Origin of the sequence: Ruminococcus sp. Marseille-P328, assembly GCF_964249465.1 — a bacterium.
Taxonomy (GTDB): domain Bacteria; phylum Bacillota; class Clostridia; order Lachnospirales; family Lachnospiraceae; genus Blautia_A; species Blautia_A faecis.
On record NZ_CAXUBQ010000017.1, the window covers coordinates 57,134 to 75,453 of the forward strand.

19 protein-coding genes are annotated in these 18,320 nt (G+C 44.7%); 3 read left to right on the forward strand and 16 right to left on the reverse strand.

The genetic code is table 11. The features are described from left to right. Positions 1 to 6: 6 nt before the first annotated feature. The 12 genes from ACESTK_RS12895 to ACESTK_RS12950 form a co-directional block, all read right to left on the reverse strand. Complete coding sequence (locus tag ACESTK_RS12895) at positions 7 to 711, reverse strand: energy-coupling factor transporter transmembrane component T (RefSeq protein WP_195991774.1); 705 nt, start codon at positions 709 to 711, stop codon at positions 7 to 9. Beyond that, the gene (locus tag ACESTK_RS12900; protein ID WP_021926387.1) at positions 708 to 1,286 is read right to left on the reverse strand and encodes an MptD family putative ECF transporter S component; all 579 of its coding nucleotides are present in this window, start codon (positions 1,284 to 1,286) and stop codon (positions 708 to 710) included. The genes ACESTK_RS12895 and ACESTK_RS12900 overlap by 4 nt, the downstream gene beginning before the upstream one ends. A gap of 164 nt (positions 1,287 to 1,450) precedes the next feature. Next, on the reverse strand, positions 1,451 to 2,386 hold the full coding sequence (locus ACESTK_RS12905) for a helix-turn-helix domain-containing protein (protein WP_373119922.1): 936 nt from the start codon (positions 2,384 to 2,386) through the stop codon (positions 1,451 to 1,453). A 48-nt stretch (positions 2,387 to 2,434) separates the two neighbouring features. Next, on the reverse strand, positions 2,435 to 2,929 hold the full coding sequence (locus ACESTK_RS12910; RefSeq protein WP_226854527.1) for a class I SAM-dependent methyltransferase: 495 nt from the start codon (positions 2,927 to 2,929) through the stop codon (positions 2,435 to 2,437). 101 nt (positions 2,930 to 3,030) lie between these two features. Then, complete coding sequence (locus ACESTK_RS12915; RefSeq protein WP_195991778.1) at positions 3,031 to 3,645, reverse strand: energy-coupling factor transporter transmembrane component T; 615 nt, start codon at positions 3,643 to 3,645, stop codon at positions 3,031 to 3,033. Continuing rightward, on the reverse strand, positions 3,642 to 4,226 hold the full coding sequence (locus ACESTK_RS12920; protein WP_187566336.1) for an MptD family putative ECF transporter S component: 585 nt from the start codon (positions 4,224 to 4,226) through the stop codon (positions 3,642 to 3,644). Before ACESTK_RS12920 ends, ACESTK_RS12915 begins: the two co-directional genes overlap by 4 nt. A gap of 753 nt (positions 4,227 to 4,979) precedes the next feature. Beyond that, positions 4,980 to 5,360 carry a metal-dependent transcriptional regulator gene (locus ACESTK_RS12925; protein WP_195991780.1) on the reverse strand — a complete coding sequence of 127 codons (381 nt, stop codon included), beginning with the start codon at positions 5,358 to 5,360 and terminating at the stop codon, positions 4,980 to 4,982. Positions 5,361 to 5,371: 11 nt separating this feature from the next. Further along, positions 5,372 to 7,153, reverse strand: a complete 1,782-nt coding sequence (locus ACESTK_RS12930) for an ABC transporter ATP-binding protein (RefSeq protein WP_195991782.1) — start codon at positions 7,151 to 7,153, stop codon at positions 5,372 to 5,374. A gap of 14 nt (positions 7,154 to 7,167) precedes the next feature. Beyond that, on the reverse strand, positions 7,168 to 8,913 hold the full coding sequence (locus ACESTK_RS12935; RefSeq protein WP_195991784.1) for an ABC transporter ATP-binding protein: 1,746 nt from the start codon (positions 8,911 to 8,913) through the stop codon (positions 7,168 to 7,170). Beyond that, positions 8,910 to 10,382: an ABC transporter ATP-binding protein gene (locus tag ACESTK_RS12940; RefSeq protein ID WP_195991785.1), complete on the reverse strand. Its 1,473-nt coding sequence runs from the start codon at positions 10,380 to 10,382 to the stop codon at positions 8,910 to 8,912. The genes ACESTK_RS12935 and ACESTK_RS12940 overlap by 4 nt, the downstream gene beginning before the upstream one ends. Positions 10,383 to 10,394: 12 nt before the next feature. Then, positions 10,395 to 11,135: an energy-coupling factor transporter transmembrane component T gene (locus ACESTK_RS12945; protein ID WP_118331633.1), complete on the reverse strand. Its 741-nt coding sequence runs from the start codon at positions 11,133 to 11,135 to the stop codon at positions 10,395 to 10,397. Further along, positions 11,135 to 11,719, reverse strand: coding sequence for an MptD family putative ECF transporter S component (locus ACESTK_RS12950; RefSeq protein ID WP_019161220.1), 585 nt, complete (start codon positions 11,717 to 11,719; stop codon positions 11,135 to 11,137). Before ACESTK_RS12950 ends, ACESTK_RS12945 begins: the two co-directional genes overlap by 1 nt. A 207-nt stretch (positions 11,720 to 11,926) precedes the next feature. On the opposite strand from ACESTK_RS12950, the gene ACESTK_RS12955 reads away from it, so the two are divergent. Together ACESTK_RS12955 and ACESTK_RS12960 are read left to right on the forward strand one after the other, a co-directional pair. After that, positions 11,927 to 12,928, forward strand: a complete 1,002-nt coding sequence (locus ACESTK_RS12955; RefSeq protein WP_195991786.1) for an AraC family transcriptional regulator — start codon at positions 11,927 to 11,929, stop codon at positions 12,926 to 12,928. A 307-nt stretch (positions 12,929 to 13,235) separates the two neighbouring features. After that, complete coding sequence (locus tag ACESTK_RS12960) at positions 13,236 to 14,264, forward strand: transposase (RefSeq protein ID WP_373119925.1); 1,029 nt, start codon at positions 13,236 to 13,238, stop codon at positions 14,262 to 14,264. A gap of 151 nt (positions 14,265 to 14,415) precedes the next feature. On the opposite strand, the gene ACESTK_RS12965 is transcribed toward ACESTK_RS12960, so the two are convergent. From ACESTK_RS12965 to ACESTK_RS12975, 3 genes are all read right to left on the reverse strand, one after another. Further along, positions 14,416 to 14,907, reverse strand: coding sequence for a hypothetical protein (locus ACESTK_RS12965; RefSeq protein WP_226837917.1), 492 nt, complete (start codon positions 14,905 to 14,907; stop codon positions 14,416 to 14,418). 30 nt (positions 14,908 to 14,937) lie between these two features. Beyond that, a complete protein-coding gene (locus tag ACESTK_RS12970) occupies positions 14,938 to 15,531 on the reverse strand; it encodes a TetR/AcrR family transcriptional regulator (protein ID WP_148462656.1) in 594 nt (197 codons plus the stop codon). Between the two features lie 231 nt (positions 15,532 to 15,762). Beyond that, positions 15,763 to 16,218: a group II intron maturase-specific domain-containing protein gene (locus tag ACESTK_RS12975; protein ID WP_226837918.1), complete on the reverse strand. Its 456-nt coding sequence runs from the start codon at positions 16,216 to 16,218 to the stop codon at positions 15,763 to 15,765. A gap of 317 nt (positions 16,219 to 16,535) precedes the next feature. Here ACESTK_RS12975 and ACESTK_RS12980 point away from each other — a divergent pair, with 317 nt between their 5' ends. Beyond that, complete coding sequence (locus ACESTK_RS12980) at positions 16,536 to 16,772, forward strand: DUF6061 family protein (protein ID WP_187566254.1); 237 nt, start codon at positions 16,536 to 16,538, stop codon at positions 16,770 to 16,772. A gap of 471 nt (positions 16,773 to 17,243) precedes the next feature. Here ACESTK_RS12980 and ACESTK_RS12985 read toward each other — a convergent pair whose 3' ends face one another. Next, the gene (locus tag ACESTK_RS12985) at positions 17,244 to 18,215 is read right to left on the reverse strand and encodes an AraC family transcriptional regulator (protein ID WP_226837919.1); all 972 of its coding nucleotides are present in this window, start codon (positions 18,213 to 18,215) and stop codon (positions 17,244 to 17,246) included. Positions 18,216 to 18,320 lie beyond the last annotated feature (105 nt).

An 18,320-nucleotide genomic window follows, 5' to 3' on the forward strand; every position in this document is an offset into this window, starting at 1 on the left:
CCTTCCTCAGAAACAAAGATTCCAGAACAGCAGTCCGGCAGAGACAGCTATTATACACCAATCCAGAGCCTTCATCTGAACCTCCGCATAACTGGTTCGCGGCATATTTTTGTCAAACCCCCGCGCCATAACAGCAGCTGACATCTCATCCACGATAACCGAGCACTGCAGCAAAAAGGGAACCAGCATATATTCCATCATCTGCAGCGGACGACGAAGAACATTTTTCCATGTCAGCGCCATCCCTCTTAACCGGAGCGCCTGATTCACCATCTGCCATTCTTCCTGGATAGTCGGGACAAAACGGAGCATCACCGCCAGAGGAATGATGACCTCGTTTGGCAGATGCATCTGAGTAAATGCACTGATATATTCCCCAATCCTAGAAGTCTGTGTCACAATATAAAAGGCTGCAAACATCGGTAAAATAAACCGGCAGAAATGACATGCCAGCATGATGATATTCTGCAGTATCCCTGACAATCGCGGTGCTAGAAACAGATCGCATAAAAACATAACTGCAAAGATAAGACCGGTATAAAAAGCCCTCTTCCATTTCTGGCACAGAAGCGTTATCCCCACACACAGGGCAAGAAGGACAAATTCCTGCGGATGTGTCAGCCCGGAAAATGCCGAAAGGCAGGCGGCAATAAATACCGCCAGCTTACTTCTCGGATCCAAAAGACCACTGGAAATCTTTTCGCGGTTCACGCTGTAATACCGGCTTTCACAAAATGTTTTTTCAGGATCTTTCTTCCAAACAGACCGCCAAGTAATCCGCCCACCAAAGCCAAAGCAATCAGCACAAGAACAATCCAGCTGGGCGTCAGCTTATCCAGCGTTGCGATATATTCTTCTCCATAGTACCCTGCACAACTTTCTAAGAAGGCGTCCTTTGCCAGAATAAGGGCAAAGAAGGGACCCATAGAAGTCAGGTTGAACACACAGTAGCTGACTGCCAGAGCACCTGCAGATTTGCGTCTTTTTGCGGTAATGAGTTCAGCGATTAATCCCCATACAACTGCAAAAATCAGCGGATAAATGGTTGCCATGGACGTAATCAGCCCCACCAAGATCGCCAGCACCAGGATCGCACCGGTGCGCGGCACCTTGGTGGCATACAGCATATACACAGTTCCCAGTATGATGCCGGCAATCAACGGCGTTGCCAGAAAGAGGATTGGAACAATGGTCAGGACTGAAGACAACACCGTGAGCAGCACTAAATAAATTGCGCCAAAGGCGCCTGCGGTAATTAAATCCTTTGTTGTAAGTTTTGTTTTCATATGTATTTCTTTCCTTTCTGTATTTTGGGTTAGTCTATGCTAACTTAAACATATTACCATGTGAAAGATCCTTTTGCCACTCCGAAAAGCCATGCCTTCTGCAAAATGCTCCAAAAAGCCAAAAAATGACACCTCCATCCGGAAGGTGTCACTATGATTTTCTTCTACTTTTTTTCCTTTCGATAGGCACTTGGTCTGCAGCCTATCACCGCATGGAATGCCTCTGAAAATTTGCTTGGATTCTGATAACCCATTTCCAGCGCAATTTCGCTGATTTTTTTATCTGACTGGCGCAAAAGCTGTGCCGCCCGATGCATTTTGTAACTACGCAAATATGCGTAAGGTGATTCGCCATAAATTTGCCTGAATCCATCTTTTAACTGTGTCAGACTTAAATTGTGCTCCAATGCCAGTTCCTTCAGATTGGTCCGGTGTTCCATATCCTGTACCAGATGCTCCCTGACATGCTTGATCCGCTCCACAGTCACTCCCGAAATATAGTCCTGGTTCTCCTCAAAAAGAGTTTGTCTGAATTGGAAATGATAAAGGAGCTCCAAAATCTTCAGTCGCAAAAAGGGCAGAGACGGACGATCCAGATGTGTATACAGTTCCTGATATACATGCTCTATTTCCGCATTGCGGCGAAATACCGGGGATCTTGATTCAAGAGAATATTTCTCTGTGATTGCCTCCGCACTGATTTGAAAGGCCTGAAGCTCCGGTACATCCTTCATGACCTCCGGAAACAAAATAATAGTGGACCCATAAAAGTAGTTCCAGGGGAAGGAAGACGCGATTGGCGGGTGCATCTGGCTGTTCAGGGTAATATCGCCTTCTCCCAAATAGAGATAATTCCGGCTGTCAAACGCACATTCAAACCGCCCCTTCCGGCAATGATTGATCCCGATTACATTCTGCTTTTCACCGCTTCGGAAACAGCTCTCAGAAGAAAAATCTACAACCATGAGCTGTACTCCCGGAAAAATGTCATACAGCCACATATCGGCGGTGCCATCCTTTACCTGAAAATCCACATAGGTCACAAAGGATTCCTTCCCCGGTATTTTTTTGTCCTGTCTTAAATAATTCAATTTCTCCATGGCTGACGCATCTCCTATGACAAAGCTGAATGGCAGTTTATATCTATCCTATTTTCTCAGTATTACCAGCTTGTTAGAAAGGTTTTTAACAGGCTGTATCCATCCCAGCAACTTATAGACAGGATACAGTTCCTTCATCCCTTCGACCAAACTCACATCCTCGATCCATGTAAGCCCCGACACTATGCTCTCCAGTTCCTTACCGCTTTTCAGGCCCCAGGTAAAGCGAGCCTGTCCATTATCCAGCCGGTAGACCCGTGTATCCAGGCCACAGGCGATATTAACAACAGTTGCATCCGGATATTCCTCTAAAAAGGCACCCACCATCTGATCCAACAGAATGGTGCGGGCAATCACACCGCTGCTCATGGCAGCATCCTTCTCCGCCTTGGAAAAGTCATAGTCCAGCTGCTTCACGATCTCTATAGCCTTCGCATCATAAAATTTATGTTCCTTCTTCTGAGAATGGGCCGCCCGGGCAAACAGAGTCTGCAGCATGGTTTCCGGGACACCATGAATCTTTACTTTTTCCATATCTGTCATGTATGAGTGCCCCCTTATGGTTAGCTAAAACTAATCATAGTTTACAACACCAACCTGGAAAAGTCAATTTGTATTCCTTGTGTAGCTAGGGCCATGATGGATCACACCATGAATGGAGGTTCAGCCGTGGCCTTTTTCTGTTTTTCTTTGCGGATACAGCCATTTTTCCACCTTCTAATTGTAGTATTAGTAGAGGGAGAAATAGAAGGTAGGGTTTCGATAGCAAGCGAGTACCCGCTTGCGATTTTTCGGATTTTCAGGTCCATTGCCCGAAAATGAAAAATGCTTGTTGGTATAATCCCAAACCCTTGCGGGATATGTACCCTTTCCATAGCTGCTACAAATTCACTGACTGTTGTGGATTCAATCAAATAGTATCCCATGATGAACCCTGGTAACATATGTGTGTAAATGCCAATAGCTGCACCCAAGACAAAATTCCATGTTCCAGTTAACAATGGCAATACCGTCAGCTCTAACGCAAATAAGACAGCATACATCGCGGAGAATTTCAGAACGCTTTTCCATCGTTTCGATAAGAGCAGCAAGCACATAGGGAACGCCATCAGGCAGGGCCGTATAACAGTCATAATTCCGCCTGTTCCTCCTGCCACCATAATGGTACTGACGGTAACAGTAAGAAAAATTTTAGTGCGTGGGTCTATTGGGATGATTGCCTTTTTTTCAAAAGGTAATCCTGTGGTTTCTGCCATCATACAATGCCTGCTTTTTCAAAATGTTTCTTCAATACGGCCTTACCAAGTAATGCACCCAGGATGCCGCCGAGGAATGTAACAACAAACAGAACTGGGAACATCCAACCAGGCGTATAAGACATCAGCGTATCGACATACTCCTGCCCATAACTGCTGACAAGAGAATCAAAGAACTCGGTACGGGTCAGAAACATCCGGCTCACAAAACCCATAATCCACAGGGAAAATACACCGTTACCCAACAGGGTGAATTTCCAGCTTTTATATTTGCCAGATTTCATAATAAGGTCAGCCGCAACACCGAAAACAATACCGAAAATTAAAACCAAGACGCCGCTGCCGATCAGCATATTCAGCAATCCAAGGATAATGCCAGACAGTGTTACCATGCCAAACTTTTTTACCTTTGTAAGATACAGCATAAAAGGGATGCCGCAAATAATCGGGCAAACCAGCCCAAGCAGGGGAATGAAAATTGGTATATATCCCAACATCATACCTGCAAAGAACAAAACAAAGTAGATGGCTGTGAAGATACCAACATTGATTAGGTCTTTTGCCTGTAACTTATTCTTTTCCATAGGTATTCCTCCAAAGGTTAGCACAATCTAACCCATTCTGTAAAAATTTGTGCAGAACGATTCTGCACATCTATACTATACAAGAATCAGAACATCAGCGCCACTCTGAACGGTTCAAAATCGCTCCAAATGGTTTTGGGTTTTATCTAAGCTCGACATTCCCCAATATCTGTTCTTAAATAATGTTGTCATTCCATACCCTAAACTTCATAATATTCACCTTCAATTAATCTCTTCTTACTTGCCACAATAATACTCCATTAAATCAAAACATTTTTCTATTATCTAGACATCGGATATTTTTTTATTATGCCGCAAACATTTCCTTTCTACGCTCCACATCAGTTTCTTTGTTTTTTAGTTTTCATTTTGTTTCCCGCTTTCCTGCTCGTTTTATAATCTATCCGATCAAAGGCTCTTCTTGTCTTTTTTCTCCTTCCGCCAGCCTGAACATAAAAAAAGACACCAAAAAACAATTCTTTGCTTTTGATGTCATTTCTGTCTTTTCAGGCTGGCGCCTGAACCAATATTACAGAAGCCCGAACGGACTTCTTCGGTGCGTTTTGCACAATCTGTTTTCAAATCCCGGACCACTCCGGGATTTGAAATTTCTTATTCAGAATATTTCCTGAATGAAACTGTTTACACATTTATCATAGCACCAGATTTTGTTTGCGTCAACATTTCAAGCACAATATATAGATAATATCTGTTAATTAGATGCAAATTTCTGTGCTAAATAATTCATTCAAGTTATGCTGTATCATTGCTCTGTTTTTCAACCGAAGCTTTCAATTTCTGAAAAGCCTCTTCGCTGATTGCATGTTCTATCCGACAGGCATCCCTTTCTGCGGTTTCCCGATCAACCCCGACAGCTACAAGCTGCTCCGTAAAGAACTGATGGCGTTCATAAATTTTCTCAGCAACCTCCCGCCCGTCTTCGGTCAGATGGAAATATCCATCTTCATCCACGGTCAGAAAACCGCCATTCTTTAACACGCCTACTGCATGGCTGATACTCGGTTTACTGAATCCCATGTGCCGGGCAAGATCAACGGAACGAACCATGACTTTTTTCTTTTGCAATACAAGGACTGCTTCTAAATAGTCCTCGCCCGACGCATAAATCTTCATTTCTGCCTCCCTTACTGTGCCAGTTTCCAGCCGATAGCCTCCTGTCTTGCGGATACGAAATCCGCATACAGGCCCTTCTGCTGGATCAGCTCTGCATGAGTGCCGCTCTGGACGATATGGGAATCATCCAATACCAATATCTGATCCGCGCCCCGGACGGTTTTCAGGCGGTGGGCGATCATAATAATGGTCTTGTCGTGCGTCAATTCCGCAATCGCCCGCTGCAATTCTTCTTCATTTTCCGGGTCAACGCTGCTTGTGGCTTCATCCAGAATGATAATCGGGGCGTTTTTCAGTATGGCACGGGCAATAGAAATGCGCTGCTTCTCACCGCCGGACAGGGTTCCGCCGCCCTCCCCGATCAACGTATCATACCCATCGGGCAGGGCGGAAATAAATTCATGGCAGCAAGCCTTTTTCGCCGCCTCTATGACCTGTTCGTGCGTGGCGTCCGGACAGCCGAATTTGATGTTGTTCTCAATAGAATCGGCAAACAGATACACGTTCTGGAATACCATGCTGATATTCTTCATCAGGCTGTCCAGCTTGAAATCCCGCACATCTTTGCCGCCAACCGTAATCCTCCCGGCGTCTACATCCCAAAACCGGGCAATTAAGTTGCACATAGTCGTCTTGCCAGAACCGGACGGGCCGACAATGGCAGTGGTCGTTCCGGCAGGGATCGTAAAGCTGACATGATCCAGAATTTTTCGGTCTGCGTGGCCCAGACCACCTTCTCTGTCTGCTCCGCAGCCATTCACCTTGTAGGAAAAGTCCACGTTATCAAATACGATTTCCGAGGATGCCGGAACCACATCCGCCCCCTTTTCATTCATGACCGGCGTATCGTCAATAGAGTTTGCCGTATCCATAGAAGCCGCCAGCATTTGCAGCAGGGAGGCCATGTTTCCGGCGTTTTCCAGATCATTGAACACCATAAAGGAAGCGACCACCAAAATCACGCCATAGGCCAATGACAGGGAAGCGTTCAGCCAGAAGTAAATGGAGGCCAGGGGCAGCAAAACACTGAACACCCGGACAACAACCTGTTTCAGGGCATCATAGGGGACACTGGCTTTTGTCAATTTCAGATTGTCCCGGCAGCTTGCCTTGATTGCGCTGTCAATGGACTGTGTGCTGTCCTTCTCCATACCGAAGGCTTTCACGATCCCCATCCCCTGGATATACTCCAGGACGGATTCCACAAGGCTTTCCTGTGTATGCTGCCGTACTCCGCTTAAGCACGCAGATTTACGGAGCGCAAGCTCCGCCGCTACAAGATAAAGCAGGACGCCAATAGCGGCAATCAGACCGATCCTCCAGTCAAAAACCAGCAGGACGATGACAAGCGCCACCGAATTGAAAAATCCGCCCAACACAGATACCAGCACACGCGCCGCCGAATTTTCCACATCCCCTAACGTGGTGGTAACGATAGCGGTAATGTTCCCGATACTGTTCTTGTTAAAATATCCCATCGGAATGTAACGTAGCCGGTCTCCGATATGGATACGCTTTTCCGCTACCATACAGTAGCCGGTTTCCGTCTGCTCCATCGTGGAGAAATAGGTCGTGATGATCCTTCCAACCAGGGAAACAGCCATGATGCCCAAAGAAATCCAGATAAACCGTCTGTCCCGGTTATCGGATACCAGCGCCTCCACCACGATAAAGAGGGCGGCAAACTGTAAAGCTGCAAACAGGCCGGAGAGGAACGCAAACAGCAGGGATTTTTTCAGCAGTCCCTCTTTGCTGCCAGCAAACGCAATAATTTTTTTCAATGTTCCATACATTTGACAACACCCCCTTACATCTGATCCTTTGCGCCGATATGCGCCTGCCACATATCCCGGTAAAGGGGACAGGTTTCCAGTAACTTATCATGCGTTCCCTGGGCATGGATAGTTCCGTCCTTCACAACCACGATATTATCTGTATTGATGATGGTAGACAGCCGGTGGGCAATCACGATCAGCGTCTTGCCTGCCGTCAGGGCGGAGATTGCTTTCTGCACGACTGCCTCATTCTCCGGGTCAATGTAGGCGGTCGCCTCGTCCAAAATCACCACCGGTGCGCCTTTCAGCATGGCGCGTGCAATAGCGATCCTCTGACGTTCACCGCCGGAAAGATGGGAACCGGCGCTGCCGACAACGGTATCATACCCTTGATCCAGCTTACGGATAAAGGTGTCACAGCCACTTTGTTTTGCTGCCTGCTCCACCTCCGCATCTGTGGCGTCCGGCCTGCCCATGCGGATATTTTCCCGGATGCTGCGGTTAAACAGGTAATTATCCTGCGATACATAGGAAATCTGGGCGGCAATTTCAGACAGCGGTATCTCCTTCAGTTCATGGCCGCCCAGGGTAATACTGCCAGACGTAACATCCCAATACCCAGCGATCAGCTTCGCCACGGTAGATTTGCCGGAACCGGACGGTCCTACAAGGGCGGTCATGGTTCCCGGCTGGATGGAAAGGCTCACATCATGCAACACTTCGTTTTCCCCATCATAGGAAAAGGAAACATGGTCGAGTCCGATACTGGTATCTGCCAGATTTACCGGCGTATCTTTATGATCCAGTTCTTCCGCGTTCAATAGCTGGCTGATTTCCTCCACATTGGTTCCCAGTACAGCCAGGTCATCCGTAAAGGTAAAGACGGACATGATCGGCCCCACAAGCCCCAGGGAGAAAATCACAATGGAGAGGAACGCAGATAATTCCAGGCTGCCGGACAGCCAGAAGGCAAACCCACAAGGCAGCACACAGATCAGCACTGAGGGAAGGATCGCATTGTAGGCACTCATGGTTTTCTGGTTTTCCCGCATCCATTCCACATAGTAATTCGCATTGTAATTCACGGCGTCCGAATATTTCTTGTATGAACCGGCCGACTGGCTGAACGCCTTGACAACTTCAATCCCGCCGATATATTCCACAATGGCGTTCGCCATATCTTTCCCGGCTTTGACCGCGCCCTCCCATTTCTTTGGGTAACTCATCATACCGACAGACATTACGGCAAGACCGACTACCAGCGTAACAAGGGACAACAGCGCCATGCGCCAGTCCATAATGAAAAGATACACGACAATTACCACCGGAACCAGGATGTTTGCGGTCATCTCCGGGATGAGATGTGCAAACGTGGATTCCATCCCTTCCACCCGGTCAACAATCGTTGTTTTATACTGACCGGACGGAGTATCCAGGATCGTCCCCATCGGAACGCGGGCCAGTTTTCCTGTCAGCCTCCACCGGATATCCCGCAGCGTGTAATAGGCCGCTGTATGGGAAATAGTCGTTGACAGACTGGAAAACAGCACTTTCCCTAGGTAGCCGCAAAGTGCGACCATGCAACCTGTCACATAACGGGAAAAATCCTGCTCCCCGTCCAACATCATTGTGACGATATGCGCCACAATGAAATAAGGCACCATCTGACAGGCAACGCCCAAAACCGCAAGGACGACGCTGCCGATGAATTTCCCGTGATACGGTTTGCCCCAGCCCAATAAAACACTTATTGGCGACGCTTTCTTTTCTTCCTTCATTTTTCAGATACCCCCTTTATGAAGTATTCTCTTATTTTTCTGAGGCCATCTTCATCCATTCCGTACTGGTCAATAATCGAACCATCCTCAAGATGAATGATGTCCGTACAGCAATCTAAAATCAGTTCCAGGTCATGGGTAATGACATACACAGTGATTCCGGCATCCTTGACCTGCCGTAATACATTTGCAACCTCTTTCATATGCCTGTAATCAAGGCCGCTGGTCGGTTCATCAAAAAACAGGATCGAGCGTTTTGAAGCGATTACCGAAGCAATCGCAACCCTTTGTTTCTGGCCTCCGGACAGGGACATGGGATGCCTTTCCTTAAAATCCAGTAAATCTAACCGACTTAGGATTTCTTCTGCCCGCTTCTGGTTTGCTTCCTCCATACTGATCAGCACTTCATCAAGGACCGACTCGGTGAAAAGCTGATGATTTACCTCCTGCATGACCATATAGCAGGTATTCAGCCGGTCTTTCGGACGGTATTTCTTTCCGTTCCAGACAATCTCCCCACAGCGCTTCTCCAAGCCGCAGAAACAGCGTGAAAAAGTGGATTTCCCGGCGCCGTTATTCCCGATAATTCCAACGATCCGGTTCGTAGGGATTTCACAATCCATGATATGTAAGGTTTCCGGTTCGTTTTTATAGGCAAAGTGGAAATTACGAAGCGCAAGGGCGGTCTTTTCCTGCTGCGGTAAAACCGGAGGCAGGAGACGCTCCAAAGCAAACGTGCGCAGTCCCATATCGGAACGCTGCTGCTCCGTGAGCTGCTCAAATTCTGCCGCAGAATAATCATGACTCACCTGCCCGTCTGCCAGATAGATAAACCGATCCGCTAGACCGCGAAGATAATAAAGCCGATGTTCCGATACAATGATTGTTTTCCCCTGCGATTTCCAAAACGCAAGAATCTTTCTCAAATCAAGGATGGAAGCCGTATCCAGGTTAGATGAGGGTTCGTCCATAACGAGAACATCCGGTTCCATAATGGATACCCCGGCACAGGCAATCTTTTGTTTCTCCCCGCCAGATAAGTGGAAGATATTACGGTCCATCAGCTTCTCCAGCCGGAAGTCCCGAACCGTTTTTGCCAGCCGTTCCCGGATGTCTTTTTCTGGCTGTCCAAGATTTTCGCAGCCAAATGTAATTTCACTGGTGGTATCCACATTGAAAAACTGGGACCGGGGGTTTTGAAACACGCTGCCCACAACTGCAGCTGTATCGTAAAGGGGCTGTTCGGAAACCTTGGCTCCATTTACCCATACTTCTCCCGTCATCTTTCCCTCATAATAATGGGGGATCAGTCCATTAATCAGGCGGGTGACCGTAGTTTTTCCACACCCACTTTCACCGCAAAGGACAACAAACTGACCATCCTCTATATTTAGATCAATATCCCGAACACCGCCGGTATTTTCATTCTCTTCTCCATAAGAAAATGAAATATGGTCAATCTTTATCATAAGCTCACCCCCTTAAAAAGAAAAATACTGTCCCAGCAAAAACAGAGCGAAACATAAAGCACAGAGCAGGATCGCAATCATGTCCTGAACATGAAAACCAATCTGACATACGTTAGTCCGTTTGACCGGAGCGCCAAGCCCCCGCGTCAGTGCAGCGGCGGAAAGTTCATCTCCGATTTTCACAACAGACACCATCAGCGGTACAAGACGGTATTCCACCATCAAAAATGGATTTTTCCCTCCAAACCGGATACCCCTCATTTTCATTGCATCACTGATCGCCTGGTATTCTTCGCTGATCGTAGGGAAAAAACGAAAAATAACAGACAAAGGGATGACGATTTTCTCTGTCAGGTGCATACGTTCCATCGAACCGATAAACTCACTGACTGAGGTGGAGGAAAGCAGCCAGGCCCCCGTCATAATACCAGGGGCAAACCGCGTCATAATGGATGTCATCGCCAAAACCACAAAGGACAGCAGATTGCTTAATGTCGTCAGCGCTATGCGTTCCAGTGCAAAGCAGGCGAGATATAAAAGCAGGTATTTGCCTGCCGTTTTGAAGCGGCGTTCCGACAGGATCAGCACAAAGGGGATTAGGCTTAACACAGGTTTTACAAAATTCATAATCCCTTCGTTGCTGGTGCTGAACATCAATGTAGTAACCGTCAACAGCAAAATCAACTTCGTACGCGGGTCGAGCCGGATTCCTTTCCTTTTGTCCGTTGTGGCGGAAAAGGATACCCCCTCCATTATGCGATGCCCGCTTTCGCAAAATGTTTTTTCAGAAGCGTTTTTCCAAGCAGTCCGCCCAAAATGGCAAAGACAAAAATCCCGGCAACCACAAGGATAATGCTCCACATCGGCATAACCGCCATTACCCGGTCGGCATATTCCTCCCCGAAGCTGGCGGCAAAGCTGGCCCAGGAGTCCTCGACCATAAAATACATCGGAATATATGTACCTACCATCCACAGGCTAAATACAGCATAACCAAGGATGCTTTTCTTTGCACTTTTATAGTCGCCGGATTTCAAAATGAGATCCCCAAGCAGGCCGAAAATCAGTCCCATAGGAACACCCCAAAATCCCATGCCGGTAAGTCCCATCAGCAGGCCGCTCAAAACACCCATGATTGTAACCATGCCGAATTTCTTAACCCTTGTGAGGAACAGCATGAAAGGGATACCGGTAATCAGCGACCACAGACTTCCGAGAACAGGAAGAAAGATCGGGACAAACCCAATCGGAATGGCGACACAGCAGCCAATGACAAAGTAAAGAACCGTGAACAGACCAAGGTTAATGAGGTCTTTTGCTTGTAACTTGTTATTCATGATGAATACCTCCACATTCGTTTTCCAGTTAGCATCTTCTAACCTTTTATAGGATAGCATAGTACCGGCTGATTCTCTACAACCAATCATCTTTTTAGCTCCAAACAGCACCGAGTTTTTCTGTTGACTGACTTTGACTGTGATTTTATAATAGAAGTGCAAGGCTCAAACAGAGCGGTTAACAGACCAAATGACAGGAGTTAGAAAATGAAGATAGATGAAATTATCAAGAAAAGCATTGAAATTCCAGGTATATCTATAAAACGGGGCGAATTTAGCGCAGAACTCATTCTAAAGGAGAGAGACGGGAAAGGTTCCATGACTTTTTTTCCTCTGTTCCCAGGAGTTACATTGGCTTATATTTTTGTGAATTCTCCCGCCTGGACAGCCCCAGACTTTCACGATAATGGCTCCATGGAAACAGGACCATTGCTCTTAAATTACTGTGTAACAGGACGATGCGAACTCATCCTGAATAACGGGAACTTTGTGTATGTGAAAGATGGGGAGATATCCTTAACCGAACGATTCGCCAGACATCAATACGTTTATCCCCGCCGAATCTATGAAGGAATTGAGTTTTTTGTGGATATGGATACCGTAAATGCTCAAAGCTCCTGGGTAGAGGCTGAATTTGATATTGATTTCCACAGACTCAGAGATCTTTACTGCCCGGATGGGGGTACTTATATTGCGTCGGTTACTACTGAGATAGAAGAAGTCTTAAAAAAGCTGTGGTCATTACTGGATATTTCTGTTCCGCTGGCAATCCCACAAATGAAAATCTATACCCTTGCCCTGTTTTCACTGCTTCAAAATCTGAAAGAAATACCACCTTCCCAAGCCTGCACATTCTTCACAGAAACACAGGTAGACATTGCAAAACGTGTGGAAAAAATCATCACTTCTGATCTGCGCCAACACCATCCCGCGTGGGAACTGGCTGCACAGTTTTCCGTCAGTGAAACCAGCCTGAAGAACTACTTTCGGGGAGTTTATGGTCAAAATATATCAATTTATTTACGTGAAGTTCGTATGCAACGAGCTGCTGAATTACTCACTACTACAAACTTATCTGTATCGGAAATTGCAGAACAAGTTGGTTATTTGAATCAAAGCAAGTTTTCTTCGGCATTTAAGAAGCAGTTCAACGCTTCGCCATTAGAATTTAAGCGCCGCAAAAATTTAGAGAGAAATACTTCCAACTGACGGGTTCTAACATTTTTCACAATAAATAGTTTTATTAGAAACTCATGACAAATGAAGTCAGAGTCATTTCTTATATTATAGGAAGTGACTCTGATTATTATAATTTACACCACTTTACAACTTTTTCATAAAAAAATATCGCACAGGGCTTTCTGATGTATAATGAATTTGCTGAAAACATTACAAAGGAAAGTGACCCTGTACGACAAAAGCATTATACAACGAAAAAACTCTGATTGGTAGACTTCATCAATATTTTTTGATTTATTTTGAAACTTTTTCTGTTCCGACAGCAGATACCTTATTTTTGCTGATATTATCCATACTGGCCTTAGAATCCGCACATTCCATCCGGTTTCTATATCAGCATTTTTTATCCAGAATAACGGAGAAATCACTGAATGTATTTTATTATGCGTGTTCCTATGCAAAGGTTGATTATTCCAGATTTATGAATACTACTGTCAGGATTGTTTTGAAGCTGATACCGGATTCATTGCAGACGCAGCCTGTATTTCTGTGCGTGGATGATACGATGGTATCTAAATTTGGCACAAAATTTGAAAATGTTTCAAAACTGTTTGACCATGCCGCACACAACGGTTCCAACTATCTGAATGGACACTGCTTTGTGAGTGTCATGCTCTGCGTACCTGTCTGGAATGGGGATAAAGTATATTATCTTTCCGTTCCTCTTGGCTATCGTATATGGCAGAAAAAAGAGTCTAAACTGGAACTGGCAGCCTCCATGATCCGGCAGGTTATGCCTGAATTTCACAGCAAAGATCATGTCATCATCCTTTGTGACAGCTGGTATACAAAACAGAACCTGATATCCATCGTTGATGAATATCCGAATCTGGATCTGATTGGCAGTGCAAGGATTGATTCTGTCATGTATGATCTTGCACCTGCACGGACCGGTCATCGGGGATGTCCTGCCAAACATGGAAAACGTCTTTCTGTTGAAACAGAGTTTACGTTTTCCAATGAAAAGACCGGTGATTATTATACCGGTGTCCGCCGGGTTCTCACTAAGATCTTCGGCAACAAGGAAGTCCTTGCCTATGTCACTTCCACAGAAAAAGAACATGGTACAAAACGACTGTTTTTCAGTACCATTTTCCCGGAAGATCTGCAGATTTTCTGTGCATGGCAGGAAAAAGCACCATTGAATCAGACCGGAAGTGACCGTATGAAATACATTCCACTGTTGCTATATTCGTTTCGCTGGAATATTGAAACAAGCTACTATGAACAGAAAACGTTCTGGTCTTTTTGTAACTATATGGTGAGAAGCTGCAAAGGGATTGAAATGCTGGTCAAATCTGATTAACATCAGTTACTGCGCCATGAAGATTCTACCCTATCAGAACGAACGTGGCGATAAAAATACCTGTCTGGAATTTCATCCTACAAATTCCAAACAGGTATCGTATGTTTTATCTCTTATTATTCTTTAGACTCCATATCATATCCGCCAATCATCAGATCAATGCCACAATTCCCCCGACAATCACTGCCAGCGGCAGACTCATTACCAGACTGAGGAAGAACCACTTCCAGTGGAATGCATAATCATGATACGCTTCTGTCATATCCTCTGTTCCCGGAATCACCCACCATGTTCCATGACAGAACCAGATACTGTCGATCACCAGTGCATCAAACAATGAAAATGCGTTAAAAAATATATAAGACTGTATGAATCCTGCCCCAAATGTATACTGCTTATTCACTCCACAGGTAATCACAATACTCAACACGATCATTCCAATCAGTCCAATAACTTTGTTCCTTTTCGCATTTGCATTCATCTCTTCCTGTGTTGTAATTCCTCTCTCAATTGCACGTTTCTGAATTGCCGGCGGATAATTATAAAGCTGCTTCCTTGCCCCCTGCACTTTGAACAACCCCAGCATGAAAACCGAATATACCAGACTATAAACAATTGCTTCTACTACTATCTTTGCTGCCATCTTATTCACTTCTCCCTTCCTTACTTCTCTTTACTTTTCATCCTGTATAACCATATAGTTGTATATACATTCGAATATCATATCGACATTCGTCTCAAACACCTCATCAATGAAAGTATCTCTGTTCTGTGCCATGCTGTAAATGGTTTTGAAAAAATTAATGATAATCCGGATATCAAGGTCCGGGCGGATACCATCTATACAGGCCAGATACTGCTGCACTTCCAGTTCATCGTGTTCCTTGCTGAACAATCCGTCTTTTGTCCTGTGCGATTTTAACCATACCCAGTCATCCAGCGTAAATTCCATTAAAATATTATTTTCTTTCCGGAATGATTCCCGGAAAATCCGGACTGCCTGTTCCAGAGTAAGTTTTCCATAAGATTTCACTCCTGAAATCATCTGCTCCTTCCAGACTTTCTCCTGTTCTTCGATCAAGGCTGACACATATGTTTCCTTTGATTCAAAGAAATGATAAAAGGTTCCTGTTGCAATCTCTGCTCTTTCTGCAATCAGGGATACTTTCATCTTCTTCAATCCTACTTCACGGATCAGATCATAGCCAATCGTAAGCAGACTGTTTCGAATTACTTTTCGCTGTTCTTCTGTAAAATTGGCCGGCATTTTATTCCCCCTATCATATACGCCAGTGAATATTTTATTATTTTGTTCACTGCAATAAATATACCACTGGAAAGAACTCCAGACAAGTATTACTATATTTTATGAGAAAAATTATCTTTTTCCTATACATGGTAGAGTAGGCGGATGAAATTTTCATCCGCCCCTCATCAAACCGTGCATGAGGTTCTCCCTCACACGGCTTTCCGACATTCTTCTTTCTACAGCATTACGTCATGCTCTAGCCATTTTCTTTAATCCTTTTTCATAAATGCTATTTCTTACAAATCCCACCTTTGACATACGATTACGTCTCTGGTGTTTCTTGTTATACCATCTTGTAAAAGTGCAAATAATGTACCAGTCTAGAGCCTGCATCCACTTTTCGTTTCTCTTGGTCGAATAATAATTCTTCCATCCTGTGATTTTCGGATTCAGATTCTTTATTAAATCCTCTTCCTTTGCAACTAGCAGACTTCGTCTATTTACATTCCTCTTGACTTCGGCTTTCATTTTCTTCATGGCTTTTCTGTTTGGGTACTGATACGTTTCCTTGTACAGTTGTCCTTTGCGTGTTTCCGTTGTCATTCTTCTGTGGTGCATTCCGAGAAAGTCAAATCCCTCTTTTCCGTCCCACATGCTGACTATCTTTGTTTTCACTGGATGTAGCTTTAAATCCAGTTTTACCATGATATACTGCAATAAATTCAGTGCGTGATTTGCACTTTTCTTATTCTTGCAAATGATTACCGTATAACTGTTATATTTTGTTATCAAATTCTCTGTAAACCCTTGAAAACACTGGATTTGTCGCAGGTGAGCTTTCCCTTATTGTTTCCCTTGTGTTATATCTTCCCATATAAGTTTACGAACTCTGATAAGGGAAAATACAAGGGCAAGAAAATTATATAAAACAGTATAACACAAAATAAAAGTGACATGGTGAACTGATTGAAATGCTTCTGATTTTTGAAACTGATGATTGAGCGATAAGGAGATAAGATACGATGAGAACAATATTTGCAGAATACAATCCACAGTGCAACAGTATTGATGTTTATACCAGTGCAGGCTATATGCTTCGCATTGACTGTTGGGAAGCAGAAAAGAATTTAAGAACCACACCCGGATCAGATTGTGCTTTGACGTTTCTTGCAATTGATGAACCATTAGAATATGCAAGGTTATATCTTGATGGAAATTTGCAGATGTGGGTAGATGCAGAAGATTCTTTAGAACTTTAATAGTTAAAAGGCATAGGGTAGATATTCGTAGCAGCAGACATTGTAGGAATATGTATAAACTGGCATGTATGCGGTGCTGTGGGAAAGAATCTGTCCTTATCTGCCTGATAGAGCGAGTCGGTGGCAGTCTTATCCGCTCATCTATGAGCCGTTTTTCATCCTCCGTGACATAAAAATTCATCTAGATATTCCGTTTTCGGTTCGCCATGCACTGTCTCCGTTCTTCATAAGAGTTTGGGATTATCCTAACAAGCATTCTTCATTTTCGGGCAAGAAACCTGAAAATACGAAAAATCGCAAGCGTGTATTCGCTTGCTGTGCTTTCCATCGAAGCCTTACCTTCTATTTTCTATCTACTAAATACTACAATCTGGAAAATGGTAAAATGGCTGTATCCGAAAAGGAAAATAGAAAAATGCCACGACTGAACCTCCGTTATAGAGTGATCTGTCGTGGCATTGCATTGTGAATTTATTTTTGCTGAGCCATTTTCCGATACTCAATGGGCAGGAGTCCCGTACTCTTACGAAACAATTCCGCAAACCGGCTAGAAGTAGAGTAGCCGATCATTTCCGCAATCTGTCCTATCGTGAAATCCGTATCGATCAGCAAATGCTCTGCCTGGCTCATGCGGCGCTGTTGAATATACTCTGTGATCGTGCAGCCTTGCAGCTGCTTAAAAGATGTTTTCAGCTTAGTGGTTCCCATACAGGCGATTTTTGCAAGCCGTTCTAATGGAATATCAAAAGCATAGTGGTCATTGAGATAAGCAATCACATTTTTCAGTTGCGCCACATCCTGCTCGGACAAACGCTTCTCTTTACGGGACAGAATTTTTTTCTGTTCTTCCACCACAAGGGATACGGCCTCGGCCACTTTCGCTTCATAAAATAGTCCTGCGGCAATCCCATCCCCACGGTAGACCTTTACCTCATGGAGCAGCTTTGCCATAGCCGGGAAGTCTGTGGTCTGATCAACCTGCCGGAAAGCTGCAAGTGGGCTAATATAGTCCCCCGGATATTGTTTTTGCAAATAATCCTCATAGTATGCAGGCATGACTTCGATACCAATAGACCGGATGGGGATTTTTTTATGGATGATTGCCTTGTATGGCTTATAGCCACCAATAAAGGCTTTGATACATCCGGCAGACATCCTCCGGTAGGGATTTAATTCTTCGCCGGAGATGGATTCATACTGAGTAATACTCAGAGCTTCCGGCAAATGAAATTCCATGAAGAAATCCTCATGGAAATAAAAATCATGGATTTTAATGTCGTACAGGTCTTTCTTCGCATATACCCAGTAAAAGCCTTCTCCAAATTCAGGCGATAACTGCCAGCATTGTCCGGCAGAATTGAAGTGGTTATTGCTATCTACCGGGATAAAATGGTTATCTGTTAAAAGCGGCTCATAGTAATCCGCAATAATGTTATTGTTCAAATGACGGCCTCCTTTGCAACGATTGGACGGAGTATTGCAATGAAAAGACGAATGTGCCTGTAATGTATTGCAGCCCGCCCGTAAAGTTAGTATGATATAGACCGT